The sequence below is a fragment of the Lysobacter sp. A378 genome (genome assembly GCF_054052125.1).
Genome location: NZ_JBSVRK010000004.1, coordinates 167,235 through 186,117 on the forward strand (window position 1 = coordinate 167,235; position 18,883 = coordinate 186,117).

The window sequence follows — 18,883 nt, forward strand, 5'->3', positions numbered from 1 at the left end:
TGCGCCGTTAACGCCATTGACTGCAGCCATTGACTGCAACGGCCGCCCATTCCATGAATGAAATATCGTTACAACCCGACCTGGGTATCGAGCACGTCGAAGCGTTGCGGGCGACGCTCGCGCCGCTCCTCAACCGTGCCGGCATGCTGGCATTGACTGGCGACCGGGTAGAGCGGGTGCATACCGCCGGCCTGCAGTTGTTGCATGCCTTCATCCGCGACCGCGCGAACGCCGGCCACGGCACCACCATCACCCTGGCCTCGCCTGCCCTGATGGACGCGGCACGCGTGCTCGCGCTGACCGACATGCTGGGGCTCGGTGCACCGGTTGGAACGGCTGGCGACCTTGAAAACACTGGAGATCCCGCATGAGCGCCAAGCTGCTGATCGTCGATGATTCCACTTCCATGCGGCAGATGGTCGCCTTTGCCCTGTCGTCGGGCGGCTACACCGTGCACGAGGCGGAAGACGGACAGGCTGCACTGGATATCGCCAGGACCACCCACTTCGACGCCGTGGTGACCGACGTCAACATGCCGCGCATGGACGGGATCGAATTGATCCGCCAGCTGCGCCAGCTGCCCGGCTACAAGTTCACCCCGCTGTTGATGCTGACCACCGAGTCGGGTGGCGACAAGAAGCAGGAAGGCCGCGCCGCCGGCGCCACCGGCTGGCTGGTCAAACCGTTCGATCCCGAGCAGTTGCTCGCCACGGTTCGCAAGGTTCTCGCCTGACACCATGGACATCACCCAATTCCACGCCGCGTTCTTTGAGGAAAGCCGTGAAGGGCTGCAAGCCATGGAAGCGGGTTTGTTGCGCCTGGAAGCCCAGATGGAACCGGATCTGGAGCCCGGCCTCGCCGACGGTGACACCATCAACGTCATCTTCCGCGCCGCGCACTCGATCAAAGGGGGGGCGGCCACGTTCGGCTTCGGTGACGTCACCGACCTGACCCACCTGTTGGAAACATTGCTGGATGAGACCCGCTCTGGCCATCGCTATCTCGACCACGTCGCCATCGATGCGTTGCTGGACGCGGTGGATGTACTGCGGGGATTGCTCGCGGTGGCCGAACACGGCGGACAGCTCGACCAGCAGGCCATGAGTCGCGCGCGCTCCGGACTGGACCGACTGCTGGCAAGCGAGGCGGGCGCTGCGCCGGCCATTGCCGCGGCGGGAAAGACCGGCGACATGGGCGACCCCGAACACTGGCGCATCGGGTTCCGCCCGGAAACCTCGTTGTTCATGACCGGCAACGACCCGCTGCGGATCCTGCGTGAGCTGGGCAGCCACGGCGAGTTGACCGCCACCTGCCTGGACGATCAGTTGCCGGCGTTCGATCTGCTCGACCCGTTCCAGGCGCACCTGGCCTGGGACTTGATGCTACCGGGCAGCGTGCCGCGTGCCGCCATCGACGACGCGTTTGCGTGGGTCGACGACCAATGCGCGCTGTCGATCGAGGCCGTCGCCGCCAGCACGTCGGTGCAGACGGCGTCACCCGGCATTGCCGCCGCGTCGTCCGACGGCGAATCCCCTGCCAACGCCAGCGCGCCGGGCGCCGCCCGCGCCGCCAATGCGGACGCCGACACCTCCATCCGCGTCGCCGTGGCCAAGGTCGATGCGCTGATCAACCTGGTCGGCGAACTGGTCATCACCCAGGCGATGCTGCGCCAGCGCTCCGAAAACCTGGACCCGGTGGCCAACGAAACCCTGCTGACCGGGCTCGGCCAGCTAGACCGCAACACCCGCGACCTGCAGGAAGCAGTGATGAGCGTGCGCATGCTGCCGGTGGAGTTCGCCTTCAGCCGCTTCCCGCGCATGGTCCGCGACCTGGCCTCGCGGCTCGACAAGAAGGTCCGCCTGCGCACCTTCGGCGAGGCCACCGAGCTGGACAAGGGCATGATCGAGAAGATCGTCGACCCGCTGGTGCACCTGATGCGCAACGCGATCGATCACGGCCTGGAGTCCGCCGACGAGCGCCGCGCCGCGAACAAGGACGAGACCGGCACCATCACCATGAACGCTGCCCACCAGGGTGGCCACATCCTGATCGAGGTCAGCGACGACGGCCGCGGCATGGACCGCGACCGCATTGTGCGCAAGGCGGCCGAACGCAACCTGCCGCTGCCGGAAAATCCGACCGATGCGCAGGTCTGGGACCTGGTCTTCCACCCCGGATTCTCCACCGCCGATGCGTTGTCGGACCTGTCCGGGCGCGGCGTCGGCATGGACGTGGTCAAGAGCAACATCCTGGCACTGGGTGGCCAGGTTGAGATCCGCAGCGAAAAGCACGTCGGCACCACCGTGTCGATCCGGCTGCCACTGACCCTCGCGATCCTGGACGGCATGTCGGTCGCGGTCGGTGACGAGGTGTTCATCCTGCCGCTCAACATGGTGGTCGAGTCGTTGCAGCCCCAGCCGCACGAGGTGCGCACGATCGCCGGCGACACCCGTGTGCTGCATGTGCGCGACGATTACCTGCCGCTGGTCAACCTGCGCCAGCAATACCGGCTGCCACCGGCCGATGCGACCGCCGCACCGATCGCGGTGGTCGTGGAGAGCGGGGGCCGCCGCCTGGCACTGGAAGTGGACGAACTGCTCGGCCAGCAGCAGGTGGTGGTGAAGAACCTGGAAGCCAATTACCGCCGGATCCCGGGCATCTCCGGCGCGACCATCCTGGGCGACGGCCGCGTCGCGCTGATCATCGACGCCGCCGGCATCGCGACCGGCACTCCGTTGCCCGTCGCCGCCTGACCCTGCCCGCCCCATTCATTGCCGCCGCCGCGGATTGCACCAAGGACACATCCCATGACCGACTCCACGCCCAACCGCACCCTGCTTGCCCCGCGCGCCACGTACACCCAACCGGGGCTGGATGCCGACACCGACAACAGCGAGTTCCTCACCTTCGCCCTGGGCGAGGAAGAGTACGGGGTGGACATCCTCAAGGTGCAGGAGATCCGCGGCTACGACGCCGTGACCCGTCTGCCCGACGCGCCCGACTACATCAAGGGCGTGGTCAACCTGCGCGGCACGATCGTGCCGGTGATCGACATGCGCCTGAAGTTTCGCCTCGCCAACGCCGACTACACCGCGGTGACGGTGATGATCGTGCTCAATGTCTCCGATCGCATCGTCGGCATCGTGGTGGACAGCGTCTCGGACGTCATCCGCCTGGGCAGCGACCAGATCCGCCCGGTGCCCGAACTGGGCGCGACCATCGATCGCCAGTTCCTGACCGGCATCGGCACGCTCGACGAGCGCATGTTGATCCTGCTGGATATCGAGCGCCTGATGACCAGCACCGAGATGGGCCTGGTGGCAGAGGCTGCAGCACTGCAGTAGCCAATCTTCGGTCAGCTGCAAGTTTCACTGCAGGATTGCACAAAAAACGCGCCGGATTCGGCGCGTTTTTTGTGCGGCGCCGAAGCGCGCGGGCATAAGGCGATGGCCTTCAGAGGGTGAAGTCCAGGCGCACCTTGCCACGACCACCACCCGGCTCGAACGTCCACTGCTTCACCGCGCTCACCGCGGCCGACTCGAACGTGCGCGACGGACGCGCGTTGACGACCGAGACGCTCTCCACGCTGCCGTCGGCACCCACGGTGAACTCCACTTCGACAAACCCTTCAGTACGGTTGCGAGCCGCCTCGGCGGGATAGGTCGGCTCCACACGCTTGATCGGGCTGAGAGAGGCTTGGGCCGGGAGGGCGAACGCGAGTGCCAGCGCGGCAATGACAAGGACCTGGTAACGGGGCATGGGAGGACTCCTGAGTGTGGGGACGTATTGGATCGGGTGGGGACGGGAACACATGCTCCCGCTGTACTTCCACACATCGGCCAGCACGGAGGTTTCTTTAGCTCCACGCGGATTTGCCAGTGATCGCTAAAGTTCTCGTTCAGCCAGCCGTTGTCCCGGGGGTCGATCAAACGATTCACTACCCGAGGTCTCCGATGTCCACTCGCCCCACTCCCTCCTTGCTGGACCGCGCCCTGGCCCCAGCCATGCAGCTCATGGCGCGCTTGCGCTTCGGCCACAAGGCATTGGTCATCGGTGCTGCGTTCATGCTGACCTGCGGCCTGCTGGCCGGCATCCTGGTCGTGCGCACCAACATCGACATCAAGGCAGTGAAGCAGCAGCGCACGGCCGTGGAGGGCTTGTCGCACCTGCAGCGCTCGATGCTGGCCATGCAATCCCATCGCCAGATGAGCACCCGGGTCTCGGCCAAACAGGACGTGCCCGCGCAGGAGATCGCCGGCACCGCTGCCACCGCGACTACCCAACTGGATGCCGCCGCACGCTGGGCCGGCCAGACCCTGAAGGATGCCGACGTCCGTACCGCCTTCAAGCAGGCGCAGGACGGATGGGCGAGCGTCAACAGCGGTGACGCCGGCGCCGACGTGACCGAATCCACGATCCAGCAGGTGCGTTTATTGATGGGACTGGTGGCGGAACGCACCGGCTTGTCGCATTCCCAGGAGCCAACCGTGCTGTACATGGGCCGTGCCGCCAGCGAGTGGCTGCCGACGCTGGCCGAATACACCTCGCAACAGGGCGTGGTCGGATTGCGGGTACTGGGCGAAGGGGCGATCTGGGTCGACGACCGCACCGGCCTGGCCGTGTCGCGCACCATGCAGGACTTCCTGCGCAGCCGGATCGAACTGGAGCTGGCAAATGCCGAGCAGCGCATGCCGTCGCTGGTCGCCACCGCCGGCAAACCCATCCAGGCCGCGCTGGAGGCGATGGGCAAGCAGAACGACGCCATCGCCACCCACATCCTGGATGCCGACACCCCCGTGCTGCCAGTGGAAACCATGGCCGCACGCGAGCATGCCACCCAGTTGGCGATGGCCGCCGCGATGGTCGGATCGATCAACTCGCTGGACGCCGCCGCGGCCGCCCAGATCTCCCGCATGACGACCTCGGCCAACCTCACCTGGATGGTGGTGGCACTGATGCTGCTGATCGCGGGCTACCTGTTCCTGGGGTTCAGCCGCAGCACGCGTGACTCATTGTTCAAGATCCAGCAGGCCACCGAATCCATCGCCGCCGGCGAATTCCCGCAGAGTGTCCGCGTCGACAGCCAGGACGAGCTGCGCGACATCGCCCGCAGTCTGGAGCGCGCGGTCACCAGCCTGCGCACGTTCGCCGGCGCGCAGCGCGACGTCTATGAGGCCCACCAGGCCGGCAACATCGACGAGCGCCTGGACGCGGCGGCGTTCCCGGGCGCATTCGGCGAGATGGCCGAAGAGATCAATACACTGGTCGCCTCGCACATCGACCTGACCCGCAAGACCATCGAGATGGTCGGCGCGTATGCACACGGCGACCTGTCGGGCGACATTGAGCGCTACCCCGGCACCAAGGCGGAAGTCACCGCCGCGGTGGATGCGGTCAAGGTCAATACGCAAGCGGTCACCGCCGAGATCAAGATGCTGGTGGACGCGGCAGTGGCCGGCGACTTCAGCCAGCGTGGCAACGCCGAGCAGTTCGAGTTCGTTTACCGCGACATGATCCTGGGCCTCAACGAGCTGATGGCCAGCTCCGATCGTGGCCTCAGCGAAGTCGGTACCCTGCTGGCCGAGATGGCCCAAGGCGACCTTACCCAACTTGCGGACACCAACATGCCGGGCCAGTTTGGTCGCTTGGCGAGTGACGCCAACGACACCGTGCGACATCTGTCTGAAATCGTCGGCCAGATCCGCCAGGGCAGCGACGCGATCAGTTCCGCCGCCAGCGAAATCGCCGCCGGCAACGATGACCTGTCGCGCCGTACCGAGCAGCAGGCCGCCTCCCTGGAGGAAACCGCCTCCTCGATGGAGGAGCTCACCTCCACCGTGCGCCAGAACGCCGACAACGCCCGCCAAGCCAATCAGCTGGCGATCGGCGCGGCCGAAGTCGCCGAGGTCGGTGGCGAAGTTGTCGGCCGGGTGGTCGAGACCATGACCGGCATCAACGAGTCCTCGCGCAAGATCGTCGAGATCATCAGCGTCATCGACGGCATCGCGTTCCAGACCAACATCCTCGCGCTCAACGCCGCGGTGGAAGCCGCGCGCGCTGGCGAGCAAGGCCGAGGCTTTGCCGTGGTCGCCTCCGAAGTCCGCTCGCTGGCCCAGCGCTCCGCCGCCGCCGCCAAGGAGATCAAGACCCTGATCGACGACTCCGTCAGCAAAGTCGAGAACGGCAGCGCCCTGGTCGGCCAGGCCGGCAAGACCATGGGCGAGATCGTGACCAGCGTGAAGCGGGTCACCGACATCATTGCCGATATCTCCGCCGCCTCGCAGGAGCAGAGCAGCGGAATCGAGCAGGTCAGCCACGTCATCACCCACATGGACGAAGGCACCCAGCAGAACGCCGCGTTGGTCGAGGAAGCCACTGCCGCCGCGCGCTCGTTGGAGCAGCAGTCCGAGCAGTTGGTGCAGACCGTCGCCGCATTCCGGCTGGACGCCGATTCCGGCCAGGCGCAGACCCGCACACACGTAGCGGCCATCGACCGCGTCAGTGGTCTGACCGGCACCGCCGCCAATACTCCGGTCAACACCCCCATCAAACAGCCCGCCGCATCCGGACACCCCCGCCCGGTGCGGAGCAACCCGAAGGCCGCCGCCGGCAACGACCAGCACTGGCAGGAATTCTAGGCTCTCGATCTCATGGAGAACCAGAGGCGCGCCGGAGACGGCGCGCCTTCTTGCTTTTTCAACCTGAACCAAGCAGATCGCAGCGCCCGGCAATCGCGTCTGCAGGCAAATGTTCCCGAATCCCCGGCCGTTATCGGCATGTGGCAGTCGCACCCTTGAAGTACGACCACGATCGACCAGCTCCACCCGTGTCGCCCTCCCAGACTCCGTATCCACCCCTGCCCCCCACAGGACACACAATGACCAACTTGCTCAGGCGCTACCGCATTGGTACCCGTCTCACGTTCGCCTTCACCCTGCTGCTGCTGTTCTTCATCGGCTTTGGCGCGCTCTCGTTATCGAAGATGGCAACGATGAAGGATCAGCTCGACAACATCGTGCTGGACCGCTACGTCAAGACCATGCACATCAACCGGATGATCGAGCTGTCCAGCCGGACGGCGATCCAGGTGCGGGATATCGTCTTCGAACGGGACGACGCACAAAAGCAGGCGCTCATCCGGGAACTCCAGGAGCTGCGTGCCACCTATGACGAGCACCGCGCGACCATCGAGGGCATGCCCAACTCCCAGGAGGGGCTCGCGGTCCTTGCTGACATCCAGCAACTGCGAGCCTCCATCGCCCCGGTCAACAACGAAGTCGTACGGCTGACCGTTGAGGGCCACAACGACGAGGCAGTCGCCCTGCTCAACTCCGGCATCAGCGGGATGCGGGCATGGCGTACGAAGCTGAACGAGTCGGGTGAACGCCAGATCGAGCAAGCCCGGTCTGCCCATGCCCAGGCCACGCAGGCCTACGAGAGCGCGCTGGTGCAACTGGGCGTGATCGGCGCCATCGTGCTGTTGATCTGTGTGCTGCTCGCCTGGCAGGTCACCCTCAGCCTGATCCGGCCGATCACCCGCGCCACCCAGATCGCGCGGAGCATTGCCCAAGGCCGATTGGACAACCAGGTCGACGGGGCCGGCGACGATGAGCTGACCGAACTGAGCAAATCCATGAAGGACATGCAGGCCGAGCTGCAGAGCTTCGCCGAGGCCCAGGGCGAGATCGCCCGCCGGCACGATGCCGGTGAGATCGCCCACCGGATCCCGGCGGACAGCTTCCCCGGTGCCTATGGGCACATGGCTGCGCAGATCAACGACCTGGTCGCCTCGCATATCGACATGGTCCACGAGGTATCCGGGTTCGCTGCGGAGTACGCCCGGGGCGACCTGTCGCGTGATTTTCCCGAACTGCCTGGACAGAAGGCCGAGACGACCCGCGCGCTGGCCGCGGTCAAGGCCAGCACGCAATCGGTCACCGCCGAGATCAAGACGCTGGTGGACGCGGCCGTCGCCGGCGACTTCAGCCAACGCGGCGATGCCGACCGGTTCGAGTTCGTCTACCGCGACATGATCCTGAGCCTCAACGAGCTGATGGCCAGCGCCGATAGCGGCCTCAATGAGATCGGCAACTTGCTGCTCGCCGTCGCCGAGGGCGAGCTTAACCAGCGCGCCGACGAGTCCCTGCCAGGACACTTCGGCCGCCTCGCCGCCGATGCCAACCTCACCGTCGAGAAGTTGTCGGAAATCGTCGGCCAGATCCGTCAGGGCAGCGACGCGATCAGCTCCGCCGCCAGCCAGATCGCCGCCGGCAACGATGACCTGTCGCGCCGTACCGAGCAGCAGGCCGCGTCGCTGGAGGAAACCGCCTCCTCGATGGAAGAGCTCACCTCCACCGTGCGCCAGAACGCCGACAACGCCCGCCAGGCCAACCAACTGGCGATCGGCGCGGCCGAAGTCGCCGAGGTCGGTGGCGAAGTTGTCGGCCGGGTGGTCGAGACAATGACCGGCATCAACGAGTCCTCGCGCAAGATCGTCGAGATCATCAGCGTCATCGACGGCATCGCGTTCCAGACCAACATCCTCGCGCTCAACGCCGCGGTGGAAGCCGCGCGCGCGGGCGAGCAGGGCCGAGGCTTTGCCGTGGTCGCCTCCGAAGTCCGCTCGCTGGCCCAGCGCTCCGCGGCCGCGGCCAAGGAGATCAAGACCTTGATCGACGACTCGGTGGAGCAGGTCGAGAACGGCAGCGCCCTGGTCGGCCAAGCCGGCAAGACCATGGGGGAGATCGTGACCAGCGTGAAGCGGGTCACCGACATCATTGCCGATATCTCGGCCGCCTCGCAGGAACAGTCGACCGGCATCGAACAGGTCAACCAGGTCATCACCCACATGGATGAAGGCACCCAGCAGAACGCCGCGCTGGTCGAGGAAGCCACCGCCGCCGCGCGGTCGCTGGAGCAGCAATCCGAGCAACTGGTGCAGACCGTCGCCGCGTTCCGGCTGGAGGCAGGCACAACCACCGCCAGCACCGGCGTCGCGTCCGCTGCACCGGCAAACACCGCCAAGGCGAGCCTTCCGGTGGCGGATTTCAGCGTCAAGGCGGCCAACGCGGCAACCGGGAAGGCCACCAGCAAGCCCACCACCGGCACCCGCCGCCAGAGCCAGCGCACCGCATCGGCAACGGCGGTGAACGACCAACACTGGCAGGAGTTCTGATCGCGCCGGAAACCACAGGCGCGCCAGAATTCGCACACGAAAGACAGCCGTCGGCTCCTGGGTCACGGCTGTTTTTTCCTATGGGCAATGCAATCCAGATGCGACCGGGGCTGTCGACGCGCGCCCGGATACTCAAGATACGCCCGCACCGGCCGTTATCCGGAGCATGGGACCCGCCCTCGTCCTTCACCCATCACACACCAGCCAGTCGGTGAACGCGACGCCTGCATCGCCCGGAGCTCCATGCGCAACAACCTTCCTGTTACCGATGTCGAAATCGAACTCGACAACGACGCCACGCTGGTTTCCTACACGGACACCAAGGGCCGGATGCTGTCGGTCAACCAGGACTTCATCCAGGTCAGCGGTTTCAGCGAGGCCGAGTTGATCGGTCAGGCGCACAACATCGTGCGCCACCCGGAGACACCCCCGCTGGTGTTCGCCAACTTCTGGCAGACGCTGAAGGCTGGTCGCCCCTGGGTCGGCGTGATCAAGAACCGCTGCAAGAACGGCGACTTCTACTGGGTGCAGGCGCATGTCACCCAGGTATACGAACGTGGGCAGCTCACCGGCTACATGTCGGTTCGACGCAAGGCCAGCCGTGCCGCCATCGCCTCCGCCGGGCGTGACTACGCGGCATTCCGCCACGGCCGTGCGCACGGACTGCGGATCCACGTCGGCGCGATCGAGACACGCAATTGGCTGCGCGATTTCAATCCACTTTGGCGGCTGTCCCTGCGCCAGCGACTGATGTTGGCCGCCGTCAGCATCAGTGCCTTCGCCGTGGCACTGGTCTGGCTGGCAACCGCAGGCACCGATGCCCGGCTTCTGTACGCCGTCTCTTCGCTGGCCGGCCTGTTCGGGATATACAGCGCCTGGTGGCTGTCACGCGACGTCGTCGACCGGCTGGACCAGACCATCGAGCATTTTCGCCATATCAGTTCGGGCGACTACACCGATGTCATCCCGATCGCGCGCAATGACGAGATCGGCCGGGTGATGCAGGCCGTCAAGTCCATGCAGATCCGGCTCGGCTTCGAGGTCCAGGAGCAGCAACGCGGCAACGAAGCCAACACCCGTATCCGCAATGCGCTGGATTATGCCAACACCAACATCCTGGTTGCCAACCGGGAACTGGTGATCGTGTATGCCAACAGCGCCATCCAGACATTGATGAGCAATGCTGCCGATGGAATCCGCCGCACCCTGCCCGATTTCGATGCGCAACGCCTGATCGGCAGCGACATCACGCCACTGCTGCAGGATCCCGGCCAGTCGCACACGCAACTGTTGCAGCTTCAGCAGGCGTCGACCCGCCGACTCCAGCTTGGCGACTACACGATGGATGTCATCGTCACACCGGTACGCGATGCCGCCGGCACCCAGATCGGCGTGGTCAGTGAATGGCGCGACCGCACCGTCGAACTGGCCATGCAGGCGGAAGTCACCGAGGTGCTGCAGGCCGCTGCCGACGGCGACTTCAGCCGCCGTATCCGCACCGATAACAAGCAGGACTTCCTGCTTCTGCTGGCCGAAAGCATCGGCCGGCTGCTGGCTTCGACCAGCACCAGCCTGGATGCGATGCAATCGGTGCTGCATGCGCTGGCGCAGGGCGACCTGAGCCAGCGTATCGATGCCGACCTGCGTGGCGTGTTCGGTGACATGAAGACCAGCACCAACCGCACCGTCGAGCAGATCGCCGCGACCGTCGGTGCGATCCAGTCCGGTGCCCAGGCCATCGATGCCGCCGCGTCGCAGATCGCCGTCGGCAACCGGGAGCTGTCCCAACGCACCGAACAACAGGCCGCCTCGCTGGAGGAGACCACCTCTTCGATGGAGGAGCTGACGTCCACCGTCCACCAGAACGCCGACAACGCCCGCCAGGCCAATCAGTTGACCATCAGCGCGGCGGAAGTGGCCAGCCAGGGCGGCGAAGTCGTCGGCCGCGTGGTCCATACCATGAGCGGGATCAGCGAGTCCTCGCGCAGGATCGTCGACATCATCGGCGTGATCGATGGCATTGCGTTCCAGACCAATATCCTGGCGCTCAATGCTGCGGTGGAAGCCGCGCGAGCCGGCGAGCAGGGTCGCGGTTATGCTGTGGTCGCCTCCGAGGTGCGCTCGCTCGCGCAGCGCTCCGCCACGGCCGCCAGCGAGATCAGGACCCTGATCGACGATTCGGTGGAGCAGGTCGGCATCGGCAGTCAACTGGTCGAGCAGGCCGGTCGCACCATGCAGGACATCGTCAGCAGCGTGAAACAGGTGGCCGGACTGGTGGCCGACATCAGCCTGGCATCGCAGGAACAGTCCACCGGGATCGACCTGATCAACCAGATGATCATGCAGGTCGACGAGGGCACCCAGCAGAATGCCGCGCTGGTCGAGGAAGCCGCCGCCTCGGCGCGCAGCCTGGAACAGCAATCCAGTCATCTGGTGCAGACCGCGGCGGCATTCCGTCTTGGCAGTGAAAGCACTGGCGCAACGGCCACCACCCCGCGTCCCGACTACCCGAAGGCCGGGACGCAGCGCCCATTGGGCGCCCTGCCAGCTGTGGCGGGTCCAACCACCAGACGGATACCCCGACATGCATGAGGCTGTTGCGGCCGCACCCCGTGACCCGGCGACGACGCGGGAGTTCGTCTTTGACGAGCGCGACTTCCGCCGCGTCGCCCGGTTGATCCACGTCCGCGCGGGCATCAACCTCAGTCCGCACAAGCGCGACATGGTGTACAGCCGCCTGGCCCGGCGCGTGCGCGCATGCGGCATGCAACGCTTCGACGAATACCTGGACGCACTGGAGCGCGACGGCAGCGAGGAGTGGGAGCACTTCACCAACGCGCTGACGACCAACCTGACGTCGTTCTTTCGCGAGTCCCACCATTTCGACATGCTGTCGGAGCACCTGCTCGCCGCCCACGCTATGCGCACCGACCGCCGTGCGCCGCTGACGATCTGGTGCTGCGCCGCATCCACCGGCGAGGAACCCTACTCCATCGCCATCGCCGCCTGCGAGGCGTTCGCCACCCTCGCCCCGCCAGTGCGCATTTTGGCCACCGACATCGATACCAGCGTGCTGGAGACCGCCGCACTGGGGCGGTACTCGATCGACCGCATCGACGCATTGTCATCGCAGCGGCGGCAAGCCTATTTCCAGGCCGGCAGCGGGCCCAACGCGGGCCTGTGTCGGGTACGCCCGGAGCTGCAGTCGCTGGTGAGCTTCCGTCCGCTCAATCTGCTGGATGAAAGCTACCGGCTGCGCGGCGGGTTGTCGGCGGTGTTCTGCCGCAACGTGATGATCTATTTCGACAAGCCCACCCAGTACCAGGTGCTGGCGCGCATCGCGCCGTTGCTGGCTCCCGGCGGAGTGCTGTTCGCGGGCCACTCCGAGAGCTTCACCCACGCACTGGACGTAGTCACCCCGTGCGGACGCACCACCTACAGGGCCACCGGAACGGCCCCCTCGCCATGAGCAGCCGCCACCCCGGCAATGCCACCGTCACCGAGCCGGGCCACTATTACGACAAGGCCCTGCAGACCCACGCGGTGCGATTGATGCCGGCCGAGTACCGGGTCAGCAGCGAGCCATTGGCACTGGTCACGCTGCTGGGATCCTGCGTGGCGGCCTGCCTGTATGACCCGGTGATCGGCGTGGGCGGCATGAACCACTTCATGCTGCCCGGCGCGGCGGGCAACACCCGCAACGACCTTGCCGACGGCGACATGAGCGCCCGCTATGGCGCCCATGCAATGGAACTGGTGATCAACGACCTGCTCAAACGCGGCGCCAGCCGGTCGCGGCTGCTGGCCAAGGTGTTTGGCGGCGGCAACGTGCTCAGCGGCTTCCAGAACGACCCCATCGGCACCCGCAACGCACGCTTCGTGCTGCAGTACCTGGTGGCCGAACGCATCCCGGTGGTCGCGCAGGATCTGGGCGATACCCAGCCGCGCAAGGTGTGTTTCTTCGTGCAGACCGGCCGCACCCTGGTGCGTCGCCTGCCGTCGACACGCGAAGACGACATCGTCCGCGCCGAGCGCGCCTACTACGGCGACCTCAACCGCGCGCCGGTCGCCGGCAGCGTCGAGTTGTTCTGATGGATGGGCAACGTGTCCGGGTGCTGGTAATCGACGACTCCGCATTGATGCGCCGGCTGATGAGCGACCTGCTGTCGGTCGACCCCCTCATCGAGGTGGTCGGCACAGCGGCCGACCCGTTCATCGCCCGCACCAAGATCAAGCGCCTGTCTCCCGATGTGCTCACCCTGGACGTCGAGATGCCGCGCATGGACGGGCTGGCCTTCCTGGGCAACCTGATGCGGCTGCGGCCGATGCCGGTGGTGATGGTGTCCACGCTGACCGCGAAAGGCGCGGCGGTGACCCTGGACGCGCTTGCCGCCGGCGCGGTGGACTGCATCGCCAAGCCGCAGGCCGATGTCGTGGGTGGTCTGTCGGCTTACGGCGAGGAGCTGCGAGCGAAGGTCCGCCAAGCGGCAAAGACGCGCATCGGCCATCGTGTGAGCGTGCCCGCCCAAGCCGTGCCGGCCGCCGCCTACCGACATCCGAACCTGCACGTGATCGCCATCGGTGCATCCACCGGCGGCACCAACGCGATTCTCGACGTGCTGTCCGCCTTGCCGGCGGACACGCCGCCGGTCGTGATCGCGCAGCACATCCCGGCGGCCTTCAGCGCGGCGTTTGCCGAGCGCCTCAACCAGCACAGCGCGATGACCGTGCTGCATGCAGGGCCGAGCCAGCCGCTGCTGCGCGGCCATGCCTATATCGCCCCGGGCGGGCTCCACCTGCGTGTCTACCGACGCGGCACCACCTGGCACTGCGGCACCAGCGACGACGAACAGGTGAACGGGCATCGCCCCAGCGTCGATGTGCTGTTTGAATCGGTTGCGCGGCATGTCGGCTCCGGTGCTGGCGCCGCCTTGCTGACCGGCATGGGCAGCGATGGCGCACGCGGATTGCTGGCTTTGCGCGATGCCGGCGCCTATACGCTTGCCCAGGACCAGCCCAGTAGCGTCGTGTGGGGCATGCCGGGCGCTGCCGTCGCCCTGGGCGCGGCAAAGCAGGTCGCCCCGCTGAACGAAGTCGCGATCCGCCTGCTGGCCCGGGGCGAAGCACGCTGACCGCGATTTACCGGCCTGATGAGATCCCCCGCACGATGCGGGAATGCGCTCACTGCCCGTTAAAGCTTGTCGCGTTCCCGCCGTTATCCGTAGTGACCGCCCCCCGCAAAGAGAGCAGCAATGGACTCCCGTGTAGTTATCCGTCTGGCCGCACCGCTGGCACTCACAATTCTTCTGTTGTGCGCACAACTGCTTGACTGGCCAAGCGCGGCACGCCTGGGCGCCACCGTGGCCGTTGCGGCCGCTTGGCTGGTGTTTGCCTGGTCCCGGCGCGAGCGCACCCCGCCAGCATTGGTCCGCGAACAGACCCGCCTGTTGGAGGACCTGCGAAAATTCATCAGTGCCGAGGTGAGTGGCTCACACACGGAGATCGAACGCACCCGCGAGCTGATCCGCGAGTCGGTCGGCAAGCTGGGCGGCAGCTTCGAGGCCGTCAACCGGAAATCCCGCCAGCAAAGTGAGATCGTCACCCGCATCATCGACCGCACCGGCGATGAGGGCGGCATGGACGTGCACCAGTTCGCCCTGCAGGCCAGCCAGAAGATGGAGCAGCTGGTCGAGGCATTGGAAGAAGTCAGCGGCCAGAGCGGCAACACCGTGACCCATATTGACGCCATGGCCGAGCACCTGGACGGCATCTTCGCGTTGCTTGAAGACGTCAAATCGATCGCTGACCAGACCAATTTGCTCGCGCTCAATGCGGCCATCGAAGCCGCTCGCGCAGGCGAGGCCGGACGCGGCTTTGCCGTGGTCGCCGACGAGGTACGCAATCTGTCCGAGCGCTCCACGACGTTCAACGAGCAGATCCGCAAGCTGGCCCACAGCTCCAAGGATGCCATCGCCAAGGTCCGTGACACCGTCAGCCAGATGGCCTCCCGGGATCTGGATCGCTCACGCGGCGCGCGCGCCGAGGCCGCCGGCATGCTGGAGCGCGTGGACGGCATGAACCGCGGATTGGGCAATGGCATGCGCGAGATCGCCGAATGCGGCCAGGCCATCGACAGCTCGGTTGCCGAGGCGGTGCGGTCCTTGCAGTTCGAGGACATCGCCACCCAGGCCTTGACGGCGGCTACGGCCCATCTGGAACGATTGAACCAAATCAATGGCGAGGCTGCCAATCTGCAAGGACTGTTGCATCGCAGTCATAACGACAACGATGTCCAACTCGCACTCAAACAGCTCATGCACCGCGTCGGACAGATGCGCGGCGAGTGGGAACGGCCGCCGCACAAGCCGGTGATGCAGCAAACCATGGATGCCGGCAGCGTGGAATTGTTCTAGGTGACACACTGGGCTGCATGACCGGTCTCATCCAGGAATTGCTACTGGGTTTCGCCAGTGCGTTGTTCGGCGCCAGCCTGGCCCTCTTGGCCATCCATCGCGGTTGGCTTCCGATCTCGGGCGGGCGTCACTCGATCGAAGGTCGCCTGAGGCAGCAGCGCGAGGAACTGCGGGCGCTGGCCCGACGCATCATCACCTTGCAAGAAGACGAGCGCAGCACGTTGTCGCGCGAGCTGCACGATGATATCGGCCAGGACATCACCGCCATCAAGCTGAGCGTGATGGCGCTGGAAGGTGAGGACAAGTCGCAGCGCGCTGCGACCATTGCCGAAATCGGCAACATCGCCGATTCAACCGTGATCAAGTTGCGGAACATCTCGTTGCTGTTGCGCCCCCCACAACTGGACGCGCTGGGGCTGGAGTCGGCCTTGCGCTGGCAGGCCAGCGCGTTGATTCGTCCTGGGGGTCCACGACTGGAGCTGGCGCTGGAGCCATTGCCTCGGCGCCCGGATCCGGCGGTGGAGGTCGCCTGCTTCCGGATCGCACAGGAAGCGCTGACCAATGCCTTGCGACACTCAGGCGCCAGTGCGGTAAGCCTGACGCTGGTATGCGACGGTCATTCGCTGTTGCTCACCATCCATGACAACGGCTGCGGCTTCGATCGCGCGAGAACTCGCGGACTGGGAATGATCACGATGCGCGAGCGGGCGCAACAACTGGATGGCACGCTGGAGATCAACAGCCAGTCCGGACGCGGCACCCGTCTATCCGCACGCTTTCCCATGCACCGGTCGACCGCGATTTAACTGCCTTGCGCGCGCCGCCACGCCGCCAGCAACACGGCAGTGGCGGCCGCGACGTTGAGGCTTTCCACCGCGCCGCTGCCGGGAATCGACAGGCGCTGGTCACAGGTGCTGGCGAACGGGCGATCCATCCCGGCGCTCTCCGCGCCGAGGACATACACCAGGCGCTGCGGCAGCGCGGTGGCAAACAGGTCGTCACCGCCGTCGACGACGGTCGCGGCAACGGTAAAGCCTGCCTCGCGCAGTTGGGTGAGCGCATCGGTGTTGCCCGGCAAACGCACCATCGATACCGATTCGGCGCCGCCTTCGGCGACCCGGGCGGCCGCGCCCGACAATGCCAATGGCGACTCCTGGGGAAACAGCACCGCTGCGGCGCCGAAGTGCGCGCACGAGCGCAGGATCGCGCCGAGGTTGTGCGGATTGCCGACACCATCGAGCCAGATCGCGCATTGCGGACCGGCGGCCAACCTGGCCAGCCAGTCAGGCAATGGCTCCGGCTCGGCACGCAGGACGTCAGCGATCACCCCTTCGTGGTGGGAACTGGCAGCCAGCTTGCGCAGGTCGTCCTCTTCCACCACCCGATAGCCGATGCGGTTGGCGGAACACCACTTCAGCAACGGCTGCAGCACCGGGATACGCGACTGGGCCAGGTACACCTTGCGGATCGCTTCGGGACGCCGCTCGAAGGCGGCGCGTACCGCGTTCAGTCCATACAGGCGCAACTCGCGGCCTTGCTTGTCGGACGCGTGCTTGTCAAAAGCCGGCGCGTCGGCTTGCTGCGGCGATCCGGACGGCTGGCCACCTGATGGCGCACCACGTCGGCCACTACGCGCCGCGCCGCGCGCCCAAGGATCAACGCTCATCGGGCCGCTCCCGTGCACTGTCTGCTTCGCCATCACGGTTGTCCATCCCGGCCTCGACGACCTCCAGGCCATCGACGCGACGCTCCCAGAATACGGCGTTGCGGATTCCCAGCGCCCTTGGGTCAAACTCGTAATTCACCACCTTGGCCTTCTTCTGCCGCTCGTAATCGCGCAGCGCCAGCAACGCCGGTTTCTGCAGGATCACGATCGCTATCAGGTTGAGCCACGCCATCAGGCCGACGCCGATGTCGCCCAGCGCCCAGGCGCCGCCGGTGGTGCGCAGTACACCCACGAACACCGCACCCAGGATGGTCAGCCTCAGCAGCAGGATCAGCCACGGCCGGTGCACCTTGCGATTGATATAGGCGACGTTGGTCTCGGCCATGTAGTAGTAGGCCACCACCGTGGTGAAAACGAAGAACAGCAGTGCCACCGCCACGAAGCCCGCGCCCCAACCGGGGAACACGCTGTCGACCGCCGCCTGCGGGAAGTCCGGCCCGGCAACCGCGCCCTGCAGCCCCTGAAACAGGAATCCACCGTTGGGATCAACCACGTTGTACATACCGGTACCGAGGATCATGAACGCGGTCGCGCTGCACACCAGCAGCGTATCGACGTAGACCGAGAACGCCTGCACGTAGCCCTGCTGCGCCGGGTGCTGGACCTCGGCCGCCGCCGCGGCGTGGGGGCCGGTGCCCTGCCCGGCCTCGTTGGAGTAGATGCCGCGCTTGACGCCCCACTCGATCGCCAGACCGAGCATCGCGCCGAAACCGGCGTGCATACCGAATGCGCTCTCGAAGATCAGCGCGAACATGTCGACCACGTTCTCTGGGTTCAGCACCATGATCACGACCGCGACCAGGATGTAGGCCACCGCCATGAACGGCACCACGACCTCGGCGAAGGTGGCGATGCGCTTGACCCCGCCGAAGATGATCAACGCCAGCGCCACCGCGATACCTCCGGCGATCAGCAGCGGTGGCACGCCGAAGGCGTTCGCCATGCCAGTGGCCAGGGTATTGACCTGCACCACCGGCAGCAGGAAGCCGCAGGCGATGATGGTGACCATGGCGAACAGCCACGCGTACCACTTCTGTCCCATCGCCTTTTCGATGTAGTAGGCCGGTCCACCGCGATAGCGCCCCTGCGGGTCCTTCTCTTTGTAGATCTGCGCCAGGGTGCTCTCGATGTACGAGGTCGAGGCGCCGAGGAACGCCATCACCCACATCCAGAACACCGCGCCGGGCCCGCCAAACGCGATCGCGGTGGCGACGCCGGCGATGTTGCCGGTGCCCACGCGCCCGGCCAGTGACATTGTCAGTGCCTGGAACGAGGACACGCCGGCATTCGAGGATTTGTTGTCAAGCATCAGCCGGATCATTTCCGGCACACCGCGCACCTGCATGAAGCGGGTGCGGAACGAGAAATACAGCCCCAGGCCAAGACACAGCGCGATCAGCGCCGTGCTCCAGATGATGTCGTTGAGCGAGGTGATCAGAGCTTCCACGTATCGGTATCCCTTGGCCGTGAGTGCGCCGGGACCAACCGGCGACAAGACTCGCACCTTAACCGGATTTCACTCTCGCGAAACACCCCGGAAGTCCTGCATGGGCATCGCGCAGGCTTGCC

The 18,883-nt window shown here is 65.9% G+C and carries 15 protein-coding genes; 12 read left to right on the top strand and 3 right to left on the bottom strand.

Annotated features, from left to right (window positions below):
• Positions 1–53 precede the first annotated feature (53 nt).
• From ACW7G1_RS13620 to ACW7G1_RS13635, 4 genes are read left to right on the top strand one after another with little or no spacing between them, the layout of a single operon-like run.
• Positions 54–371 carry an STAS domain-containing protein gene (locus ACW7G1_RS13620; protein ID WP_456980291.1) on the top strand — a complete coding sequence of 106 codons (318 nt, stop codon included), beginning with the start codon at positions 54–56 and terminating at the stop codon, positions 369–371.
• Entirely contained in the window at positions 368–733 is a 366-nt protein-coding gene (locus ACW7G1_RS13625; protein ID WP_456960786.1) for a response regulator, read from the top strand. The genes ACW7G1_RS13620 and ACW7G1_RS13625 overlap by 4 nt, the downstream gene beginning before the upstream one ends.
• 4 nt (positions 734–737) lie before the next feature.
• Positions 738–2,753: a chemotaxis protein CheA gene (locus ACW7G1_RS13630; RefSeq protein ID WP_456980292.1), complete on the top strand. Its 2,016-nt coding sequence runs from the start codon at positions 738–740 to the stop codon at positions 2,751–2,753.
• A 54-nt stretch (positions 2,754–2,807) separates the two neighbouring features.
• Positions 2,808–3,344, top strand: a complete 537-nt coding sequence (locus ACW7G1_RS13635) for a chemotaxis protein CheW (RefSeq protein ID WP_456980293.1) — start codon at positions 2,808–2,810, stop codon at positions 3,342–3,344.
• Between the two features lie 109 nt (positions 3,345–3,453).
• Here the strand turns inward: ACW7G1_RS13635 and ACW7G1_RS13640 are convergent, their stop codons facing one another.
• Entirely contained in the window at positions 3,454–3,759 is a 306-nt protein-coding gene (locus ACW7G1_RS13640) for an energy transducer TonB (protein ID WP_456980294.1), read from the bottom strand.
• Positions 3,760–3,953: 194 nt separating this feature from the next.
• On the opposite strand from ACW7G1_RS13640, the gene ACW7G1_RS13645 reads away from it, so the two are divergent.
• The 8 genes from ACW7G1_RS13645 to ACW7G1_RS13680 all read left to right on the top strand — a co-directional run bounded on the left by ACW7G1_RS13645 (position 3,954) and on the right by ACW7G1_RS13680 (position 16,394).
• On the top strand, positions 3,954–6,638 hold the full coding sequence (locus ACW7G1_RS13645) for a methyl-accepting chemotaxis protein (RefSeq protein ID WP_456980295.1): 2,685 nt from the start codon (positions 3,954–3,956) through the stop codon (positions 6,636–6,638).
• Positions 6,639–6,877: 239 nt separating this feature from the next.
• Positions 6,878–9,175 (top strand): methyl-accepting chemotaxis protein, encoded by a 2,298-nt coding sequence (locus ACW7G1_RS13650; RefSeq protein ID WP_456980296.1) that lies wholly within the window; start codon positions 6,878–6,880, stop codon positions 9,173–9,175.
• 243 nt (positions 9,176–9,418) lie between these two features.
• On the top strand, positions 9,419–11,767 hold the full coding sequence (locus ACW7G1_RS13655) for a methyl-accepting chemotaxis protein (protein ID WP_456980297.1): 2,349 nt from the start codon (positions 9,419–9,421) through the stop codon (positions 11,765–11,767).
• Positions 11,760–12,644, top strand: coding sequence for a CheR family methyltransferase (locus ACW7G1_RS13660; protein ID WP_456980298.1), 885 nt, complete (start codon positions 11,760–11,762; stop codon positions 12,642–12,644). The genes ACW7G1_RS13655 and ACW7G1_RS13660 overlap by 8 nt, the downstream gene beginning before the upstream one ends.
• Positions 12,641–13,267 (top strand): chemoreceptor glutamine deamidase CheD, encoded by a 627-nt coding sequence (gene cheD, locus ACW7G1_RS13665; protein WP_456980299.1) that lies wholly within the window; start codon positions 12,641–12,643, stop codon positions 13,265–13,267. The genes ACW7G1_RS13660 and cheD overlap by 4 nt, the downstream gene beginning before the upstream one ends.
• Positions 13,267–14,307 carry a protein-glutamate methylesterase/protein-glutamine glutaminase gene (locus ACW7G1_RS13670; protein ID WP_456980300.1) on the top strand — a complete coding sequence of 347 codons (1,041 nt, stop codon included), beginning with the start codon at positions 13,267–13,269 and terminating at the stop codon, positions 14,305–14,307. The genes cheD and ACW7G1_RS13670 overlap by 1 nt, the downstream gene beginning before the upstream one ends.
• 120 nt (positions 14,308–14,427) lie before the next feature.
• A complete protein-coding gene (locus ACW7G1_RS13675) occupies positions 14,428–15,588 on the top strand; it encodes a methyl-accepting chemotaxis protein (protein ID WP_456980301.1) in 1,161 nt (386 codons plus the stop codon).
• Positions 15,589–15,605: 17 nt separating this feature from the next.
• A complete protein-coding gene (locus tag ACW7G1_RS13680; protein WP_456980302.1) occupies positions 15,606–16,394 on the top strand; it encodes a sensor histidine kinase in 789 nt (262 codons plus the stop codon).
• On the opposite strand, the gene ACW7G1_RS13685 is transcribed toward ACW7G1_RS13680, so the two are convergent.
• Together ACW7G1_RS13685 and ACW7G1_RS13690 are read right to left on the bottom strand one after the other, a co-directional pair.
• Complete coding sequence (locus ACW7G1_RS13685; RefSeq protein WP_456980303.1) at positions 16,391–17,254, bottom strand: TrmH family RNA methyltransferase; 864 nt, start codon at positions 17,252–17,254, stop codon at positions 16,391–16,393. The two genes, ACW7G1_RS13680 and ACW7G1_RS13685, sit on opposite strands and share 4 nt — an antisense overlap.
• Positions 17,244–18,761 (bottom strand): alanine/glycine:cation symporter family protein, encoded by a 1,518-nt coding sequence (locus tag ACW7G1_RS13690; RefSeq protein WP_456980304.1) that lies wholly within the window; start codon positions 18,759–18,761, stop codon positions 17,244–17,246. Before ACW7G1_RS13690 ends, ACW7G1_RS13685 begins: the two co-directional genes overlap by 11 nt.
• Positions 18,762–18,883 lie beyond the last annotated feature (122 nt).